This window comes from Syntrophomonas sp. DTU019, assembly GCA_913757435.1.
Lineage (GTDB): Bacteria > Bacillota > Syntrophomonadia > Syntrophomonadales > Syntrophomonadaceae > DTU019.
This window is the reverse complement of the sequence record CAJYDM010000001.1, coordinates 186559-205491: the sequence shown is the minus strand read 5'-3', so window position 1 is coordinate 205491 and position 18933 is coordinate 186559. Positions and strand designations below refer to the sequence as shown.

The following is an 18933-nucleotide window of genomic DNA, read 5'->3' as shown; positions in this document are numbered from 1 at the left end:
CGGCACGGCGCTGGCTGGAGCCAAGCGACGTGCCGGGATGAATCAGGACGGTTCTTGGGATCGCCGTCCCCTCAAATCAGGGATACTGCTAGTGCACACCCAGCAGTATTTTAAAACTGGCATCCAATTGATCCAGGTTGTATTCATTGATCGACTCCAGGTCAGAGTCTTCGATAGGTGAAAAACTGATTATCTTATATCCTGCAGCCTCTTTAATGAGGAAAGCCACTTCCTTTTGTATCGGCTGTTCCTGCTCCATGACCTGGTATATAATCAAGGCGCTGTATTCTCCTGTTTTGGAGTATTCCTTCAATACTTCTATCGACAGGCCTGGTTGGGGCGGCTGATTCTCTTCCATATTCCTTAGTGCTGTCCCGGTCTCTGTGACGATTGCATCCCGTTTCTCCAGCAGTTCAGCAGGACTCAGATTCTGGTATTGAGGCAGTATATTGGCTGCCCAGAAGACACTGAGATGGTCTGCCACAGTCTCATAATCCTTATCGAAATAGGCCTTATAAAAACTCTGCACAGTTCTTTCCGGGGTGGATATATCTACATAACCTGCGAAATAATACATTCCCGCCAAAATTGCTACAATAAGTACAGGCAATAATTTCGGCACACCTGGCTTGTGCGCTTGGGGATGGTTCAAAATGGGCACCTCCTGAAAATCATTTAGTTGATTGTAACACTATTGGACCTGATTGAAAAATTTTATTTGCACCGGAACAGCAGCTTAGCTAGATTTATTGATGTTGTCTTTAAGCTTGCGACGGGAGGTTGGCAATGAAAACGGTAGTGGTGATCGGCGGGGGACCGGCTGGTATGATGGCGGCAATCAGCGCCGCTGCGGAGGGCGCCAAGCCCAAACTGTTAGAGAAGAAACCTACGCTGGGCAAGAAATTGAGCATCACTGGAAAGGGACGCTGTAATATTACCAATGCTCGTCCCATCCGGGATTTTATAGCTCAATATCCGGTTAATGGGCGTTTTCTCTTCAGCGCCTTGCATCAATTCAACAACCTCGATCTGATCGACTTCTTGGAGGAGCGGGGTGTAAAGACCAAGGTAGAGCGAGGACAGCGGGTGTTCCCGGCTTCTGACCGGGCTGGGGATGTGGTACAAGTCCTGCAAGAAGCTATGCACCACTACAGGGTGGAGGTGATCAAGCCTTGTCAGGTCAAAGACCTGTTGATGAGGGATGCTAGGATCACTGCGGTAAATACCGACCATGGCATGATGGCAGCAGATGCTTTCATCGTGGCCACCGGCGGCCTCTCCTATCCGGGAACCGGATCGACCGGGGATGGTTACCGATGGGCCGCCCAGGCCGGTCATAACATCATATCGCCTCGCCCTGGCCTGGTGCCTCTGCAGACTGCCGAGACTTGGGTGAGGCAATGTCAGGGCTTGAGCTTAAAAAATGTACAGGCCACGGCTTATGAAGCAAATGGCGACATCATTAATCAGGAATGTGGAGAGATGCTTTTTACCCATTTTGGGGTTTCCGGCCCCATAATTCTCACTATGAGCAGTGATATCGCCCGACGGTTGGAAAAGGGACAGCTGGTCAGACTCATAATTGATCTAAAGCCGGCCTTATCCCCGGATAAACTGGATGAACGCCTGCAGCGGGATTTCAACCTGTATTCGCGCAAGCAGTTCAAGAATGCCCTGGATGATTTACTGCCCCGGCTGTTAATTCCAGTTATAATTGACTTATCAGAGATAGACCCCCATAAGCCAGTCCATCAGCTTACCAGAACAGAGCGTTTAAGTCTTCTGCAGCTGCTCAAAAACCTTCCTCTGACCATTACCTCTACCCGGCCTATCAAAGAGGCCATCATCACCCGGGGAGGGGTGGATGTCTTACAGGTTGATCCACGTACGATGCAATCCAGACTGGTAGAGAACCTCTATTTTTGCGGGGAAATCCTGGATATTGATGGGTATACCGGGGGTTTCAACCTGCAGGCCGCCTTCTCCACCGGCTTTGTCGCAGGAAAGGCTGCAGCCCGGTTATGAGGTGGTCAGGCTCATTGACTACACTGCTGCAGTCTGCTATCATTACTTAGTGAAATATTTTACAAAATGGGGGCATTATTTCATGAAGAGGCCGAACGGCACTTATAACGGTTCATCCGGCTACATAGTATCTGATGAATTAAGAAACAGTGTAAATATCGCTATAGCTTTACAGAAACCGCTACTGATAAAAGGTGAACCAGGCACTGGCAAAACCATGCTGGCGCAGAGCATTGCCGAATCCCTGGGTATGGAACTCATAATCTGGAACATCAAATCGACAACCAAAGCCCAGGAAGGCCTTTATGTGTACGATACCGTACAGCGCCTCTATGACAGCCAATTCGGCGATCAAGACGTCTCTGATATTAAGCGCTACATAAAGATGGGGAAACTGGGTGAAGCCTTTCTGGCTCCATCACCGGTAGTGCTCTTGATTGATGAGATCGACAAGGCCGATTTGGAATTTCCCAATGACCTGTTGTGGGAACTCGATCAGATGAGTTTCTATATTCCTGAAACTAAAGAGACCATCAGAACCAAGCACCGTCCCATCGTAATAATAACCAGCAACGCCGAAAAGGAACTCCCTGACGCTTTTCTGCGCCGTTGCATTTTTCATTATATTGAATTTCCCAATGCGGAAGCCATGGAGAAAATCCTCGCAGTGCACCATCCCAACCTGGAGAGGAAGCTCTTAGAACAGGCAATGGACTCATTCTACATGCTGCGCAGTCTGCACAATATACAAAAAAGACCGAGTACCAGCGAATTGATCGATTGGCTGCAGGCTTTGGTAATAGGAGGCATCTCTCCCAACCGTATCAAAAAGGAACTTCCCTTTTTGGGGGTGCTGCTAAAGAAAAATGAGGATCTGGATTTGATCTTGCAGCAACTGGCCGGAAAATCACAATCCCGCAATGCCATGAGCCGTTACCGTTAAGAGCATACCGCTAATTTGGATAAGAGGGGTCAAATAATGTTTACCCGTTTTTATTATGAATTAAAAAACCAGGGCTTGCCGGTGTCAATGAATGAATGGGATGCCTTGCTGGAAGCTCTTGAGGCGGGCTTAAGCGGGTCTAGCCTGACCGGATTCTACTTCCTGTGCCGGGCGGTGCTGGTGAAGAGTGAAGCGCATTATGACCGTTTTGATCTGGCGTTTGCCCGCTTCTTTGAGGGGGTGGAAACGCCTGAAGGCCTTCCTGATAAGATCTGGGAATGGCTCAATAAAGCCTTGCCGGCTCGGGAGATCAGCGAAGAGATGCGGCGCAACCACCAGCAGCTGGATTTGGATGAACTTAAACGCATGTTGGAAGAACGTCTCAAGGAACAACAGGAACAGCATCACGGCGGAAACTACTGGATTGGAACCGGAGGCACGTCTCCTTTTGGACATTCGGGCTATCATCCCGGAGGTATCAGGATTGGCGGGCAGAGCAATAACTTCTCTGCAGTCAAGGTGGCGGGAATGCGGCGCTTTCAGGAGTTCCGTTCGGATGAGACTCTGGGGGTAAGACAGTTCCAGGTAGCTCTGCGCAAATTGCGCCAGTTTACCTCCCGGCTGGAGGGGGCCAAAACCGAATTGGATGTGGACGCCACTATCGACAAGACCTGCCAGAATGCAGGCCGTTTGGAGCTGGTCTGGGAGCGACCCCGTGAAAACAGCATCAAGGTGCTGCTGCTGATGGATGCGGGAGGTTCCATGATCTCTTACAGCAGGTTGTGCAATCAGCTTTTTAGCGCGGTGCATCGTTCCAGCCATTTTAAGGATTTGAAAGTATATTACTTTCACAACTGCATATATGATTGGTTGTATCATACCCCGGAATGCCGCGTTAATGATTATACCAGCACCTCGCATATTCTCAACAACCTGAGCGGGGACTACCGGGTAATAATTGTCGGTGATGCCAGCATGGCGCCGTCTGAGCTGCTGCGCCAGGGAGGCATTATCGATTGGGATCTTTACAACGATCGTGCGGGTATAGAATGGCTGCGAGATCTGCGCCATCAGTACGAGTATTCGGTCTGGCTTAACCCGATTCCCCGTAAATACTGGGAGTGGGTGGAGGGATCATACACCATCAAGAAGATCAACGAGGTTTTCCCGATGCAGGAATTGACGTTGGATGGTCTGGAGCAGGCGGTCTCTGCACTGCGCAGCCGCCAGCGCGTGGCACGGGCAACATAAAAATACCGAACGATTAGATGATGCTTTAAGCCCTTTCCCTACGGAAGGGCTTTTTGGGCATACTGCGATGGCTTTGGCTTGCCTGGGGAGCCGAGTGATTTTGTCGGAGCTGTGAAGTGGCAGTGTATTATTCCGGTTCAAAAAGCGAGATGCATGGTCGCTCATATATCATTTGTAGCAGCAGGCTCCGTGCATGTCGGAGCCTGTTCCCGATTAATGATGTCCAAAGTTTTTCTGCCAACCGCAACATTAGTATAAATCCTCTTGATTGACAGCCCGGTTATGATATATTGAGACATATCGTTGAAAGGTGTGGCGTGGTGACAATTCTATTAGGCTTGATGGCTGCGGTACTGCTGACTACCTACAGCATTTATTTTGTTAAGATCATCCAGGGCAGCCCTCAGGAATTTGAACTTAACCTATTGAACGCCCTGCAGAACTGGTTACAGGAAAGCAGGCCGACTACCCTGTGGAAGTTGTTATGGGCTTCGGTGTTGATCGAGGTAATATATTTCGGGCTAGTGTTTATCACCCTTACCAACCCGGTTACCTTGGCCCTGACAGTTATGATAATAATTATCGAGACTTGGCACCTGCTAGTGATCTCGATTAATATACGCCACTTTTTGGCGGGCCGCATCAGTTCTACGAATATTTTTAATTGGAAGTTGGAGCGCATCAGTGCCCTGGGATTCTTTACGCATTCGTTGATTGTGCTGTTGACACTGCTCTGGTTGACCTGACCCAAACTGGAGGAAACAGGTGTATACTCAATATCGATTGTATTTAGCCAGCCTGGCTATATATCGCAATTTATTAAAAGATCCTGTACTGACCGCAATGGATGCCTGGCTGCAGAGCCAGGATTGCGACTATGTGGAGAGCACCTCCAGGTACCATCATTTCTGCTATGCATTGCTCCAAACCGGAAAATGCCTGTCTTGTCATCTGCAGAGACTGATACTGGAGGATGACAATGTTTTCAGTCGGACTGCCGAAACCCATGGAACAGTGGAAAATGGTCTCAGAAATTTGGCTGCCCGTGATTTAGAACTGCTTCAGAAGGTTGCTTGTGCCGATTTCACCGAATTGGCCCCGCCAGCAGAACATCATCTTAAGTTGAAACAACTGGGATGCCACGGGCTGACCGGGGTTGACAACCCTCTTCAAGAAGCAGTGGATTGGCCCGGCGAGATAGATCGGTTAATAGCTCATTATCAGGCTAACTCGCGCGGGATCATGACCCGCTTCAGGGCTTTGAGGTGGGATGCCCACTCCGGGCTACAAGGCATCAGCCATCCGCATCAACCCCGGCTTCAGGATCTGGTGGGTTACGATTATCAAAAAAGCGAGCTGTGCCGCAATACGGAAAAATTTCTGAAAGGTCTTCCTGCCAACCATGTCCTGCTCTATGGCAGCAGCGGAACTGGAAAATCGACCATGATCAAAGCACTATTGCATCAATATCATGATAAGCCGCTACGCTTGGTAGAAGTGCAACGTGACAGTCTCAAGAGCCTGCATTTGCTGGCGGAGATGCTTTGTAATTACCGGCTTCGCTTTATCCTCTTTATCGATGACCTGTCATTTGAAGATTACGAGACTGAGTATAAAGGCCTAAAGGCTATTCTGGAAGGGAGCTTCAACAGTCAAAGCAGTAATATACTGGTATATGCCACTTCCAACCGCCGCCACCTGATCAAAGAACATTTTCAGGACCGTTCCTATCTTGACGAGGAAATCCATGTCTATGATACACAGCAGGAGAAAATCTCACTGGCAGACCGATTCGGAATTACTTTGACTTTTTCCACCCCCAACCGGGAGGAATATCTGGCTATTGTGAAAGGCCTGGCGCAGCGACAGGAATTGGAAATCGAACCCGAAGTATTGAGAAGGCAAGCACTGGAGTGGGAACGCATCAAACACGGTCCTTCAGGAAGAACCGCGCAGCAGTTTATAAATTACATCAGTGGCAGTTAAAAGGCGATCTGAGAAGCCATAGTTGTGGGAAATAAGGAGTGATGGTTCTGGAGTCGGGCAATAACCGTACTCGGTGGGGTCTAACAGAAATCGTCCTGGTTTATTTGGGGGTCTTTGTGATCACCAATCTGGTAGGCTTGTACAGCATGCATTCCGGGTGGGTGCAAGGCAGGCCGTTGCTGCAGTTCGCGCTGGTGGCTGTAGTACAGTTTTTGATGACAATAGCTCTGGTTATTGTGTTTACAGTAGTAACCAAACAGGCCTCCTGGGGAGAATTGGGACTGCGAAAGGTTTCAGCCCCAGTGATGCTGGTTTACGGCTGTGGGGCCGGGGTGGGATTGCTGATATTGATGCTGGCTTTGAGCTGGCCTCTGAACAGGCTGCATCCGGACATTGCTCCACAGCTATTTGAGACCATGTTGCGCAATGCAGGTCACGGCCCTGATTTTATGTTATTATTTTTAATGGGTGTGGTTCTGGCCCCGGTTTCGGAAGAAATATTTTATCGAGCTATGATTTACCCCTTCCTGCGTGGGATGGTGGGAAAAAGCTGGGGATTCATCCTGGCCGGGCTGGTTTTTGGGCTGGCTCATTGGGACTTGTGGCGGGCATTACCCCTGGCTATTGGCGGGGCCATCCTGTGCTATCTCTATGAAAAGACCGGAAGCATACTGGTACCGATAACCGCCCATGGGGTTTGGAACGGCATCATGGCATTGTTGGTGATGCTTAAAATACAGATTTAGACTAGTTAAGAGAGAGGGTTGAAGCTATGCCGTTATATGAATACCGCTGCCAGCGGTGTGGGGTATTTGAAAAGCTGCAAAAGGTTTCGGAGCAGACTTTGACAGTCTGTCCCACTTGCAACGGAGAGGTGGAGAGGCTGGTAAGCCGTGATATCGGGATAGCCTTTAAAGGCCCCGGTTTTTATACAACGGATAACAAGGCTTTGAAAGATCGGGCCCGCAGCATCAACAAAGAAAGACAGAAAGATAATGAAGCTATTCTGGATAAAGATGTGAAATCATATGTCAAGCAGTCGGAAGAGACCAGCAGAAAGATCCAGGAGGCTTAAGCCGGTGTTGTGAACCGCCCAACATAGGGTGTGACTATCCGCAAAAGGGGTGAGCAACTAATGGATTACCGGGTGATCAATGTAATAGAAAAAACGGTGTGGGACTTGATGGCCAAAGTCCTGGAGGAGAATCATGGCATCTGCACCTGTTTCAAATGCCGTGCTGACATAGCGGCGGTAGCCCTCAACAGCCTTAAGCCGCGCTATGTCACCAGCACCAAAGGGGAAGTCCTGGCCCGGGCCGATAGCCTGGATCAGAATACCTATATCGCAGTGCTGGTAGCCCTAGCCAAAGCCATTGAACAAGTTGCTCCCAATCCTCGCCACGAAGCAGGCCTAAAACCATGAAGAAAATGATCACTATCTATACCGATGGGGCCTGTTCCGGCAATCCCGGCCCGGGAGGCTGGGGAGCGGTTTTGATGCATGCGGACCGGATCAAGGAATTGTCAGGCGGGGAACTGGAAACCACCAATCAGCGCATGGAACTCACCGCTGTTCTGCAGGCTTTGATGGCGCTTAAAGTGACAGGTTGGGAAGTGGTCATCCATTCAGACAGTGCCTATGTGGTAAATGCTGTAAACCAGGGTTGGCTGGAAAAATGGCAGACTAATGGCTGGAAAAATAGCAAGAAAGAAGCGGTAGCCAATCAGGATTTGTGGCTGAGGTTGGTGCAGTTAATGAAGCTCAACCGGGTGTCTTTTGCCAAAGTGGCAGGACATAGCGGAGACGTTTGGAATGAGCGCTGCGATCAATTGGCCCGCCAGGCCATCAAAGAACTGGCCGAACAGCATTAACATCCCAGCAATACTTGAGTAAAGGGAGATCGATGTGCCCAAGGTAAAGGCTTATTATGGTGATACCGCAAAAGATCAGGGCATAGGGCTGCATATCGATCCTCAAGCCGATCTGCAGGAACTCCTGGATGCCTGGCAGCCGCTCTGTGACCAAACTGCATTTACCAAGCAGTATGCTTCCAATAGTGATCAGTCTTGCCGGGCTTGTACTCACAACTGTTGTGATACCGCCTATGTGATACCTGATATAATCGCCTTTAAGAAGATGGCGGCTCATCTGAACTTCAGTCCTGCAGAGCTTGTTGATACCTATTTTCAGCCTGAAAAGAGAAACATTGGTCTCCTGCGCATGCTTCCCAATCCCTGTGTGTTCCTTAAGGAAAAGCTATGTTCAATTTACCCGGTACGGTCGCTGATCTGCCGTTTTTATCTGTGCGCCCCTATGCAGGGCAGCACAGAACAATTGATCTATCTTTTAAGCAGTACGGGCATGGCGGCAACCCATGTATACGCCCGGCAGAACGGAATTTTGGAGCCCCCAGGCGGAGCAATAAGCAGTATGGACCGACTTTTTCTGGAACTTTTTGATCAATATTGCGCTGACCCGCTCTTGGAACATTTTCTTAAGGCCCAGGATTACTGCGACATCCCCTTAAAGCCTTTCATGGATTCATCGGGTTTTATTAATAAATAGCGCTCCCCGCGGATAGAGCTGCAGGGAGCGCTTTGAGCTGACCGTCCAGGGCAAAGCTTTCAATTCGTTCGTAGAGTAATTCAAATATACCAACGTTTCGTCCAACAACCACCGCTCCGACTATACCTTCAGAGGGGACACAGCAGTCCAGCTCTGGACTATCAACTCCCTTTTATTTTTGGCATTACTATTGATAAAGCTAAAGAGAGGCCGGATAGTAAGATGAATATAAGGAATAGGACATGCATCGAAATATTTAGAGAAAGCCTGATTTGCTCAATAGCGATCGGGGCGTTATATAAATTACTCGGGTCTACTCCTTTGATACCAGACTGAACAAAGTATTTCGTTATACATAGATTTAAAATGCTGCCGAATACGCTGATCCCTATAGTTTGCCCCATCGTCCGGACCAATGAAGTCACCGCAATGGCAGCCCCCCTTTTACTATAATCTACCGAATCCTGAATAATGATGGTAAGAGTAGTAAGCGCTCCGCCAAAGGCAATACCGCTTATAAAAACGATTATTAGCACCAGTGATAATGAAGAATCAATGCCCAACGCAGGTAGTAACAATGTGCTAACGAGCAAAATGGCGTTGGATACTAATACCACTGCTTTCCCTCCGTATTTCACCATCATTTTTCCTGCCAGAATCGAGGCAATAAGCCAGGAAAGCGACATAGGAAGCATGGCCAATCCGGATATAGTCGCTGTAAAACCCAGTATATTCTGTAAATATATAGGCATATAAACATTTAAGCCGATCAACACTGCGGCAATTAAAAAAGACGATAAATTGACCAGGATGTTGGTTTTGGTAAATATGTCCAAAGGCATGATGGGCTCCGGCGCTTGGCTTTCAATTTTTAAAAAAAGGCCTAATAGTATAATCGTAATCACTGCGGATGTGACATTCAAAAGAGACCGATCGGCAGGCGTGTTTTCCGTTGATAAAAAGATATTTAAGAATACTATCATGGCTGCCGACAGAATAATGGCGCCGGCAAAGTCGATAACATGTTTTTTCTTCTCAAAGGTTTCTCGTAAAGCACTTTGCAGCAATATAACCGATAAGAAGCCAAAGGGAAGATTAATAAAGAAGATCCAGTGCCAGGAGAGTAAATCGATGATGATTCCTCCCAGGAATGGACCGGCCAGGCTGGCGATCCCCCAAACCATACTCAGGCTTCCCTGGACTCTGGCCCGTTCCTCCAGGGTAAATACATCTCCGATAATGGTATATGTCACGGTAAATATGGCGCCGGCTCCCAGCCCCTGCAGGGCCCGGAATGCAATCAGGGCATACATACTCTGGGCCAACCCGCATAAAAAGCTTCCCAGCAGAAATATCATGATGCCGATGGAAAGCATATTTTTCCTTCCATATAGGTCTGACAGTTTTCCGTAAATGGGGGTAGCTATGGCGGACGTTAACAAATATGCTGAAAAAACCAGGCTGATAAGCTCAAAACCCTGCAAATCCTTCACCATGGTGGGAATAGCCAGCGTTACAATGGTCCCCTCAATCGCCGCTAAAAACATAGCCAGCATGAGAGCCACGATGAGAGGGGTCTTGCTTAAACCATTTTCAGAATCCTTTCCAAAAGGTTTTTTCCTTGCATCCACCGGCGGCTTGGCAGAACGGTTTGTCACATCATTCACATCCATTTCATTTGAGAAGCCATTCCAGTAAATATCCTAGGGTATGCGCAGCGAGTTGTCAAAATCTATCAATATCTTAGAATTTGGCTGTGTAATCAAACCATACTGACCACTTAAGCTTGCCAGGTTTACCCGCTCTTCAAAATAAATGGATCAGCTGGGGCAACAAGCCGCGTAACGACACTAAATTGTGTCAAGATCAGTCATAACTATGCTTGAACTGTTACCTATAATTCTGCTTTTCTACAGGTGGGAAAGAGCTGGTTGTTATGCCAACGATTCGACCAATGGCTGACTTGTGTGACACCGTAAATATTTCCGAACTGTGCTGCCAAAAAAATGAACCGGTTTTTATCACCAAAAACCATACCGGCCACCTTGTTGTGATGAGCATGGATACCCGCGACAAGCAAATGGGGCTTTTGGAAATCTATCGGAAGCTCGGTGCCGCTGAACGCCAGGTTGAGGAGGCCTACCCCTTCTGGATGGAGATGATGTATTTAAGCGGCTGAGGAATAAGCATGGAGAGTGAGGACAATCGTATGCGGTATACGCCGCTGGCCTATGAGGATTGGGATGAAATTGATACGGTTACTACCAAATGGTCGATTGTGCTGAGCGGGGTGGATTAAACACGGGATTGTTAACAATCGGTAAAATATGTCGGGGGGAGAGGGTTATGGTGTTGTCAATAACCCTCTTCCCCCTGACACCCTGGATATAGGCCATACCCAGGGCTGGAAATCTGCATTTATGCCTATTTGGGAACCACAAAACAAAGGTTGCCACCGGCTGTAAATGTATATCGCCGCTTATTTGACCATAAAGTCAGAAGCTGCAGGAGCGTTAGTCTAAAAATACAGTCCAACCGATAACACTGGGCTGGCGCTATTTACTGATAGAGCTGTGTAATCTGCGCCTGTGGATAATAATGCTCCACGATTTCGCGGGCGGTCTTGCCCTGCTCAGCCATAAGATTGGCTCCCCATTGATCCATGCCCACCCCGTGGCCCCAGCCGGAACCGGTGAAGACTATATAATTACCCTGGGGTTTGATACTGCTGATTTGGGTAGAGTACAACTTGTCAAAACCGATTTTTTCTCTTAACTCAACGGCGCTGATAGTGGCTTCACCGGCTTTAATCGTGGTTACCCGCCCGGAAGGGCCGGTTTGGGCAATGCTGATATCGTTCAGGTTGCCGGCTGCTGGACCCATAATCTTTTTAACCGTGCTGCGCGGCACACGCACTGTCCAGGCTTTGTATTTTTCAGGTGCTTTGCTTATCCCGTCTGTAGCAACTGGAACCAGATAAGGGGCGGCGTCGGCCAGTTTGGGAAAGCCTTCTTCAATACTGGCGGTCTTACCGTTAGAAGCCGAGTGGAACAGCGCATAAACGAACTTGCCATTGATGGTCATAACCTGGCCCCGGGTTTCCTCGACGGCCTTGGAGATATTATCATTGATAGCTTTTTCGTTATACGCCTGGAACTCGGTATGATCATCGCTGGCATCGGTGTTGTGTTTGCCGCGGGTTCCATTCTCATACTCTAAGAGAGTCAAAGTCATGGTGCGGGCGATGATAGCCTGCGCCTTTAAGGTTTCCATGGGAAACTTGGGCCCTATCTCACCGGCTACCACACCTTTAACGTATTGTTCCAGCTTCAGGTTGTCAACCTTGCCGGAATCACTACGATACAGGCTTATGGTTGGTTCAGCATTGTATTTCTGCACTTCTGGGGCCAACTGCCCCGGTTGTTCCGGCTTTTTGGCAGCTTGCTGACAGCCTCCCAGAGCCATTAAGAGGCCAAAGACCATTATTACAGCCAGAGTTTTATACGATTTCGATCTGGGCAATGAAATCCCACCTTTTTTCGTTAGTTTTTCCGACTGCTGGGTTGCTATTACTGGGAAACAAAGGGTTATAATATTTTCAGTTTGCATTTTAGTTTTTTGGAGGGCTTATGCACATATTATTGATAGAACCGGAAATACCGCAGAATACCGGCAACATTGCCCGAACCTGTGCTTTGACTGGTACAGTTCTGCATCTGGTTAAACCGCTGGGATTCTCTCTTGAGGACCGTTATTTAAAAAGGGCGGGGCTGGATTACTGGGACCAGGTGGAGGTCAAGGTATGGAATAACTTCGCAGAGGTAAGGGCGGCCTATAAGGAATGTAATTTCTATTTGGCTACTACCAAGGCGGGGCAAAGGTATACCGAGATATTGTATCGTCATGACGATTTTTTCGTTTTGGGTCGTGAAACTCAGGGACTGCCCCAGGATTTGTTGGAAGAATACCGTGAATACACCATTCGCATACCTATGCGCGATCTGGGAAGATCTTTAAATCTGGCCAACAGCGCCGCAATACTGCTATTTGAGGCCTTACGTCAACAGGGTTTCCCCGGAATAAAGTAATATCTTGACAGAAAAAGCGAAAAAACCCGCGAACGGGTTTTTTAATGATGCCTTTATTAGCCTTCTTCCGGCTGTGGTGCATCAACTGGGCATATATCGGCACAAGATCCGCAATCGGTGCACAGATCAGGGTCAATCACGTATTTGTCGTCCCCTTCACTTATTGCCTCTACCGGGCATTCATCTACACATACCCCGCATGAAATACAATCATCATTAATGACGTAGGCCACTGGATTCGCCTCCTTTGCTCCATTTGCACTAATATGAATTATAATGATACTGTTTTTCCTTGTCAATTTGCTTAAATAGAATAAAGCTGCCGAGTCGTCGCTAAATTATTATTAATATGGCGTATTTAGCTTTAAGTCCTCACAAAACCTGTCGATATAATATAATATAAGACAATATGGATAATTTAGGCACAAATATTAGAAGAATAGGTGATTAGTGATGAAATGCGTGGTTCTCGCCAATGGCGAGTACGGTCCTTTAAGGGAATACCGCCGCGTTATATCAGCAGGCGATATTATCATATGTGCCGACGGGGGGGCCAATTATGCTTATGAATTAGGCCTTATGCCAGCATATATCGTCGGTGATATGGATTCCATCAGGCCGGAGGTAAAGGAATACTTTGAAGCCCAGCGGGCAGTGGTGAAGAAATACCCACGGCGCAAAGACTTCACCGATACACAATTGGCCTTATCCCTGGCTGAAGAACTGGAGGCCGATGAGGTTTTATTCCTGGGTACCCTGGGCAAGAGACTGGACCATACCTTGAGCAATCTGTACAGCGGCATTGAAATGGCCATCATGGGCAAACAGGTGACCCATTTCTCTCCGGATTGCATCGTCTATCTGACGGCGCGTCGCATCATAATAACCGGCCAAAAAGGCGATGTGGTATCTGTGCTGCCACTCAGTGAAAAAGCTCTGGGGGTGTGCGAAAAAGGCTTCGAGTACCCTTTGGAAAATGTAGTCTTAGAAAAGAAGAATCCCTATACGGTATCTAATACTCTAGCCGATGAATGTGGCGAAATCAGTGTTGAAGACGGAGTCCTGGCGGTTTTTCATTTTTTAAAGTCAGCAGAGCGGCTGGCTTGATTTGGCAAGGAGCAGGGGAATACTTATAATAGAAGTGGTTTAATCACAAATCGGAGGATAGGGATTTGGATTTCAACTTCCTGTCTGGCCTGCTTGCCAGCCCGTGGAACCTGCTTTTAAGCCTGGTGGATATCTCCATCGTGGCTTATCTGATATACCGCATTTTGGGCCTGATCAGCGGAACCAGGGCAGAACAGCTCCTGCGGGGACTATTGCTGCTCCTGGTGTTTTCCGTATTGGCCAGCTACTTGAACTTGGCTATGATAACCTGGTTAGTGGAAAAGTTGTGGATAGTATTTGCCATTACCCTGCCGATTGTTTTCCAGCCCGAACTGCGCCGTTTGCTGGAACAAATCGGGCGGGGCAGTTTCTTTTCTGGGCACCATCTGCAGTGGGACCCAGAAGCCATGCACAACGTGCTGGCTGAAGTCAGCAGTGCCGCCGGCCTGTTGTCACGTAACCGTATGGGTGCGCTGATGATACTCACCCGGGAGACTGGCATTGGGGAACATGCCGCCAGCGGGGTGTTGTTGGATGCGGTGGTCAGCAGCAGCCTGTTAGTAAATGTATTCTGGCCTAATTCCCCACTCCACGACGGAGCTGCGGTGATAGCCGGAGGACGACTGCAGCGGGCTGCGTGTTTCCTGCCTTTAAGCGATAATCCCAACCTCAGCCTGAGATTGGGCACCCGGCATCGCGCCGGCTTGGGGATCAGCGAAATTTCCGATGCTCTGGCGGTGATAGTCTCGGAAGAAACCGGCCAGATATCGTTGGCCCGGAAGGACAGCTGACTACTTTCCCAGATGAGAATCACCCAGGCAGGCATTGAACCTGAGTTCATACAGAAGCCCAGTTAGTGAAAGTTTCCGCAGGAGGTGGTTCGGGCAATATGAACCAGGAAATAAACCGAAAAAGACAGGACTTAAAATAATCTCCGTAATTATGTCCATACTGCTGTGGGCTTACGTGGTAAATCAGGGCAGGGCCGCTACCGGCCAGAACCAGGGCCGTGGTGCCCTGGAGTATCGGCAATGTACCTGCCGGTTTGAACGCTAAAGGGCCGGAGCAGGTTACCATCAAGCTGTGGGGGATAATGAAAGAATGCCGCAGTGAAGGCCTATGTCGATCTCAATGGCTATGAAGCCGGGGTCTATGATGTTGCGGTGCAGGTGGAACCGGGGACCGGAGCCATTCTGACCAGACCTCAGCCACGAACGGTGCAGGTTCTTCTGGCCGGCCAGCAGGAACGTGTTTTCAACATAACTCATCGTGTTACCCGCAACCCTCCTTCAGACTATGAATTGTTAGATATCATGGTCAATCCTGACAAATGCCTGGTCAGGGGGGAGGAAGCCGTTATCAGAAATATCGATCATGTGGTAGCAGAGATAGATTTAAGCCAGACTGCGGATATAACCTCCCAAATGGTGAATCTGTCAGCCCGGGATGTTAATGGCAAGTCGGTAGGTGGCAGTTTCGAGCTTATGCCGCGCCAGGCCAGCATACACGCGGTGGTGGCCCCCCGACAGACCGCCAAAGAGCTGCCGGTTACGGTGGTCACCGGGGGTATCATAGCACCCGGTTTTGAGGTGATCGAGCTGTCAGCTCAACCGGCTGCAGTAAAGGTTATGGGAAAAAGCAGCGTAGTCGATAACCTGGCTTTTATCCCAACGGAGATGGTAGATCTGACTGAAAAGAGCCAATCTTTCCAACAGGAAATAGAGCTTACGGTTCCGCAGGGGATCACTGTGTTTCCTGCCCGGGTTATAGTGAATGTCACCGTAAGAAGCAGCACTGAGGAACAGTCATGAGGATCAGAATAAAAAATGTCAAAGTGCCCCTGGATTATCAGGAAAGCGATCTTAGGGTTGCCGCAGCCAGGGTTTTGAAATTATTGGCCCATCACCTGGGTCGGGTCTGGGTGCTCCGCGAGGCTGTGGACGCCCGCCGCCAGGAGGTGCACTTCAATGTCACCCTGGGGGTGGAACTGCCTGAAGATGTGGTGATTGAAAATAATCCTCAGGTTGCTCCACTGGAGGAATTGGTGCCATGGGTTCCTGTCCCGGGTGAAGCCTCTCTGCGCACTCCCCCAATTATCGTGGGCGGCGGTCCGGCAGGCTTGTTTGCTGCCCGGCTCCTGGCTTACCATGGCTATCGGCCTATATTGATTGAACAGGGAGGAGATGTTGATCGCCGGGTTGATCGGGTTAAAAGATTCTGGCGAAGGGATTCTGGATCAACGCAGCAATACTCAGTTCGGCGAGGGTGGGCGGGTACGTTCTCAGACGGTAAACTGACTACCCGCGCTGGGACCGGAGGGTAGGTCAGGTCCTGGATGTCTTTGTTGCCCATGGAGCGTCACCTGCCATTCGCTATGAGAAAAAGCCCCATGTCGGCACTGATGGCATCAGGAATGTAGTCAAAGGCATCCGCCGGGAGATACTAAATCTTGGCGGAGAGATATACTTCGATGCCAAGCTCACAGACATTTTAATTAACAATGCATGTATTGAAAGCATAATAATAAATAACTGCCTGGAGGTGGACTGTTCTCTGCTGGTGTTGGCGGTAGGCAACAGCGCCAGGGATACTTACCGGCTGCTCCATCAACGCGGGGTATCAATCACCCCCAAGTCTTTTGCCATAGGGCTGCGTACCGAGCACCCCCAGGCCTGGGTGGATTCTACCCAGTATGGAAAATATGCGGGGCATCCCCGTCTGGGCTCGGCTGATTATCAGCTGACCTTTCAGGATGAGCAAAATCAACGTGGGGTGTATACCTTCTGCATGTGTCCGGGAGGTTTGGTAGTGGCTTCGGCCTCAGCAGCAGAGCAGGTGGTTACCAACGGCATGAGTTATAGCGGTCGTGACTCGGGCATAGCTAATGCTGCCCTGGTAGTGACAGTCAACCCGGGAGACTGGGATCACACTGCCCTGGGGGGGATGTATCTTCAAGAGCAACTGGAGAATCGGGCTTATCGTATGGGTCAGGGGAGCTATAAGGCACCGGCGCAAATGATGACTGACTTCATTTCCAGGCAGCCCAGTAATACCCTGCAGGGTTCCATAGCCACCTATCGGCCTGGGGTAACTCCCAGCGATCTGTGGCAGCTTTTGCCTCCTTCCTGGTGCAGCAGCCTGACCAAGGCTATGTTGTCCTGGAATAAGAAAATGCCCGGTTTTATACACCCCCGGGCGGTATTGACGGCAGTGGAGACCCGCACCTCAGCGCCACTGCGTATACTTCGGAATGGTGCCATGCATTCGGTGGATATTGACAATTTGTACCCTGTCGGGGAGGGCGCTGGTTATGCTGGAGGTATTATCAGCTCGGCAGTGGATGGACTTAAGGCTGCGGAAACCATCATTGCCAGGTACAGTCCTCCTGAGCAGGCGCATCTCTTGCAGCATCAATCGCTATGCCCGGCCCGCAATCTGCAAGACTAGAGCTGCTAAAGCGTATTGACAAAAAAGTATAATAAGGTTATGCTCTAGCAATCAACACGACGTTCATGCAGGAGGATTACAACCGTGGGGAGTTTATTCGGTACAGATGGAGTCAGAGGCATCGCCAATTTGGATTTAACAGCCGAGCTGGCCTTTAAACTGGGGCGGGCGGGCAGCTATATACTGGCGCAGCAGAATCCTGCGGGAAGGCCGCGAATTTTAGTAGGTAAAGATACCCGCATATCCGGGGATATGCTTGAATCCGCCCTTTTAGCGGGAATATGTTCCACCGGTGCGGACGTCTTGACCGCAGGAATAGTCCCTACTCCGGCGGTGGCCTATTTGACAGAAAAATATCAGGCCAATTGCGGTATAGTGATTTCTGCATCACACAACCCGGTTGAAGATAATGGCATCAAATTCTTCGGCCCGGCAGGATATAAACTACCCGATGAGATAGAACATAAGATTGAGGAGTTGGTGCAACACGGTACCGAAGGCTTGAGCAGGCCGCAGGGACCTGATGTAGGCCGGGTTTACAGTGTGGAAGCCGCCAACCAGAGTTATTTGCAGCATCTTTGCTCCTGCTGCGTCGGGAACATGGATCTACAGGGCATGACAGTGGTTCTAGACTGTGCCAACGGGGCGGCTTACCATGTAGCTCCAGAGTTGTGGCAGCGCCTGGGCGCACGGGTCATAAGCATTGGCGACAAGCCGAATGGCATCAATATCAATGACCGTTGCGGTTCCACCCATACCGAGCCGTTGAAAAAGGCGGTGCTGCATTACCACGCCGATTTAGGCATCGCATATGATGGTGATGCTGACCGCTGCATTGCCATAGATGAAAAGGGCAATGAACTTGACGGCGATCATATTATGCTGATCTGCGCTCTGGATATGCGCCGCCAGAAGCTTCTTAAGCCTGCCTCAGTGGTGGCTACGGTAATGAGCAATATCGGCTTTGAGATCGCTCTGCGGAGGGAGAATGTGAGGGTCGACAGCTGCAAGGTGGGGGATCGCTATGTGTTGGAAAAAATGGTGGAAACCGGAGCTCTGCTAGGTGGCGAGCAGTCGGGGCACATTATTTTCAAACAGTATGCCAACACCGGAGACGGTCTGTTGACTTCAATCAAACTGGTGGAGGTGATGCAACGGACTGGTTTGAGTCTGTCTGAACTGGGCCGGAAATGGAGAAATATCCTCAATTACTGGTCAATGCGCATCGAGAATAAGGAAGCGGTGCTAAGCCATGATCTGGTGCAAGCCGCTCTGGCCGATGCTGAAACCAGGTTGGGGAATGGGGCAAACTGGTGTTGAGACCTTCAGGAACTGAACCGCTGGTCAGGCTTATGGCTCAGGCCGGACCATTATCTGTTAAAGGAAGTGATCAATGATATCAAGAAAGCAGTGGAAGAGGTAGCCAAACAATAAAGTCAGCGCCTGGACCCGCTTTGTTTTATACTGCGGGTTGACGAGGAGGTTTATCGAATCGTTCGGCGGATGCCCCGGTGCCCACC

General features: G+C 49.5%; 24 protein-coding genes. 20 read left to right on the top strand and 4 right to left on the bottom strand.

The genetic code is table 11. From position 1 onward, the window contains the following. Window positions 1-88 precede the first annotated feature (88 nt). Window positions 89-652, bottom strand: a complete 564-nt coding sequence (locus AC15IQ_RS01060; RefSeq protein ID WP_483176769.1) for a hypothetical protein — start codon at window positions 650-652, stop codon at window positions 89-91. Window positions 653-786: 134 nt separating this feature from the next. Here AC15IQ_RS01060 and AC15IQ_RS01055 point away from each other — a divergent pair, with 134 nt between their 5' ends. From AC15IQ_RS01055 to AC15IQ_RS01010, 10 genes are all read left to right on the top strand, one after another. Next, window positions 787-2025 carry a BaiN/RdsA family NAD(P)/FAD-dependent oxidoreductase gene (locus AC15IQ_RS01055; protein WP_483176768.1) on the top strand — a complete coding sequence of 413 codons (1239 nt, stop codon included), beginning with the start codon at window positions 787-789 and terminating at the stop codon, window positions 2023-2025. Window positions 2026-2107: 82 nt separating this feature from the next. Then, a complete protein-coding gene (locus tag AC15IQ_RS01050; RefSeq protein ID WP_483176767.1) occupies window positions 2108-2968 on the top strand; it encodes an AAA family ATPase in 861 nt (286 codons plus the stop codon). Between the two features lie 36 nt (window positions 2969-3004). After that, the gene (locus tag AC15IQ_RS01045) at window positions 3005-4219 is read left to right on the top strand and encodes a vWA domain-containing protein (RefSeq protein WP_483176766.1); all 1215 of its coding nucleotides are present in this window, start codon (window positions 3005-3007) and stop codon (window positions 4217-4219) included. A gap of 317 nt (window positions 4220-4536) precedes the next feature. After that, window positions 4537-4965 (top strand): hypothetical protein, encoded by a 429-nt coding sequence (locus AC15IQ_RS01040; RefSeq protein ID WP_483176765.1) that lies wholly within the window; start codon window positions 4537-4539, stop codon window positions 4963-4965. A gap of 19 nt (window positions 4966-4984) precedes the next feature. Further along, a complete protein-coding gene (locus AC15IQ_RS01035) occupies window positions 4985-6205 on the top strand; it encodes an ATP-binding protein (RefSeq protein WP_483176764.1) in 1221 nt (406 codons plus the stop codon). A 41-nt stretch (window positions 6206-6246) separates the two neighbouring features. Beyond that, on the top strand, window positions 6247-6951 hold the full coding sequence (locus tag AC15IQ_RS01030; RefSeq protein WP_483177716.1) for a CPBP family intramembrane glutamic endopeptidase: 705 nt from the start codon (window positions 6247-6249) through the stop codon (window positions 6949-6951). A gap of 26 nt (window positions 6952-6977) precedes the next feature. After that, on the top strand, window positions 6978-7280 hold the full coding sequence (locus AC15IQ_RS01025) for an FmdB family zinc ribbon protein (RefSeq protein ID WP_483176763.1): 303 nt from the start codon (window positions 6978-6980) through the stop codon (window positions 7278-7280). Window positions 7281-7310: 30 nt separating this feature from the next. Further along, window positions 7311-7628 carry a late competence development ComFB family protein gene (locus AC15IQ_RS01020; protein ID WP_483176762.1) on the top strand — a complete coding sequence of 106 codons (318 nt, stop codon included), beginning with the start codon at window positions 7311-7313 and terminating at the stop codon, window positions 7626-7628. After that, a complete protein-coding gene (gene rnhA / locus AC15IQ_RS01015; RefSeq protein ID WP_483176760.1) occupies window positions 7625-8077 on the top strand; it encodes a ribonuclease HI in 453 nt (150 codons plus the stop codon). The genes AC15IQ_RS01020 and rnhA overlap by 4 nt, the downstream gene beginning before the upstream one ends. A 34-nt stretch (window positions 8078-8111) precedes the next feature. After that, entirely contained in the window at window positions 8112-8771 is a 660-nt protein-coding gene (locus tag AC15IQ_RS01010; protein WP_483176758.1) for a YkgJ family cysteine cluster protein, read from the top strand. A 161-nt stretch (window positions 8772-8932) separates the two neighbouring features. On the opposite strand, the gene AC15IQ_RS01005 is transcribed toward AC15IQ_RS01010, so the two are convergent. After that, entirely contained in the window at window positions 8933-10303 is a 1371-nt protein-coding gene (locus AC15IQ_RS01005; protein ID WP_483177715.1) for an MDR family MFS transporter, read from the bottom strand. Between AC15IQ_RS01005 and AC15IQ_RS01000 the strand changes: the two genes are divergently transcribed. Both AC15IQ_RS01000 and AC15IQ_RS00995 read left to right on the top strand, forming a co-directional pair. Continuing rightward, a complete protein-coding gene (locus AC15IQ_RS01000) occupies window positions 10197-10469 on the top strand; it encodes a hypothetical protein (protein WP_483177766.1) in 273 nt (90 codons plus the stop codon). The genes AC15IQ_RS01005 and AC15IQ_RS01000 overlap by 107 nt on opposite strands. A gap of 238 nt (window positions 10470-10707) precedes the next feature. Beyond that, entirely contained in the window at window positions 10708-10950 is a 243-nt protein-coding gene (locus AC15IQ_RS00995; protein WP_483176757.1) for a prevent-host-death protein, read from the top strand. A 380-nt stretch (window positions 10951-11330) separates the two neighbouring features. Here the strand turns inward: AC15IQ_RS00995 and AC15IQ_RS00990 are convergent, their stop codons facing one another. Next, on the bottom strand, window positions 11331-12293 hold the full coding sequence (locus AC15IQ_RS00990) for a SpoIID/LytB domain-containing protein (protein WP_483176755.1): 963 nt from the start codon (window positions 12291-12293) through the stop codon (window positions 11331-11333). A 107-nt stretch (window positions 12294-12400) separates the two neighbouring features. Between AC15IQ_RS00990 and AC15IQ_RS00985 the strand changes: the two genes are divergently transcribed. After that, a complete protein-coding gene (locus AC15IQ_RS00985; RefSeq protein ID WP_483176754.1) occupies window positions 12401-12859 on the top strand; it encodes a tRNA (cytidine(34)-2'-O)-methyltransferase in 459 nt (152 codons plus the stop codon). Window positions 12860-12915: 56 nt separating this feature from the next. Here AC15IQ_RS00985 and AC15IQ_RS00980 read toward each other — a convergent pair whose 3' ends face one another. Further along, complete coding sequence (locus tag AC15IQ_RS00980; protein ID WP_483176753.1) at window positions 12916-13092, bottom strand: DUF362 domain-containing protein; 177 nt, start codon at window positions 13090-13092, stop codon at window positions 12916-12918. A 220-nt stretch (window positions 13093-13312) separates the two neighbouring features. On the opposite strand from AC15IQ_RS00980, the gene AC15IQ_RS00975 reads away from it, so the two are divergent. The 7 genes from AC15IQ_RS00975 (at window position 13313) to AC15IQ_RS00945 (ending at window position 18810) form a co-directional block, all read left to right on the top strand. Beyond that, window positions 13313-13966 carry a thiamine diphosphokinase gene (locus AC15IQ_RS00975; RefSeq protein ID WP_483176752.1) on the top strand — a complete coding sequence of 218 codons (654 nt, stop codon included), beginning with the start codon at window positions 13313-13315 and terminating at the stop codon, window positions 13964-13966. Window positions 13967-14031: 65 nt separating this feature from the next. Beyond that, window positions 14032-14757 carry a diadenylate cyclase CdaA gene (gene cdaA, locus AC15IQ_RS00970; protein WP_483176751.1) on the top strand — a complete coding sequence of 242 codons (726 nt, stop codon included), beginning with the start codon at window positions 14032-14034 and terminating at the stop codon, window positions 14755-14757. Between the two features lie 318 nt (window positions 14758-15075). Then, window positions 15076-15777 (top strand): CdaR family protein, encoded by a 702-nt coding sequence (locus AC15IQ_RS00965; RefSeq protein ID WP_483176750.1) that lies wholly within the window; start codon window positions 15076-15078, stop codon window positions 15775-15777. Then, complete coding sequence (locus tag AC15IQ_RS00960; RefSeq protein ID WP_483176748.1) at window positions 15774-16289, top strand: NAD(P)-binding protein; 516 nt, start codon at window positions 15774-15776, stop codon at window positions 16287-16289. Before AC15IQ_RS00965 ends, AC15IQ_RS00960 begins: the two co-directional genes overlap by 4 nt. A gap of 218 nt (window positions 16290-16507) precedes the next feature. Continuing rightward, entirely contained in the window at window positions 16508-17413 is a 906-nt protein-coding gene (locus AC15IQ_RS00955) for an NAD(P)/FAD-dependent oxidoreductase (RefSeq protein WP_483176747.1), read from the top strand. Window positions 17414-17497: 84 nt separating this feature from the next. Beyond that, window positions 17498-18733, top strand: a complete 1236-nt coding sequence (gene glmM / locus AC15IQ_RS00950) for a phosphoglucosamine mutase (RefSeq protein ID WP_483176746.1) — start codon at window positions 17498-17500, stop codon at window positions 18731-18733. Continuing rightward, window positions 18727-18810 (top strand): hypothetical protein, encoded by an 84-nt coding sequence (locus tag AC15IQ_RS00945; RefSeq protein ID WP_483177714.1) that lies wholly within the window; start codon window positions 18727-18729, stop codon window positions 18808-18810. Before glmM ends, AC15IQ_RS00945 begins: the two co-directional genes overlap by 7 nt. Window positions 18811-18933: the final 123 nt, after the last annotated feature.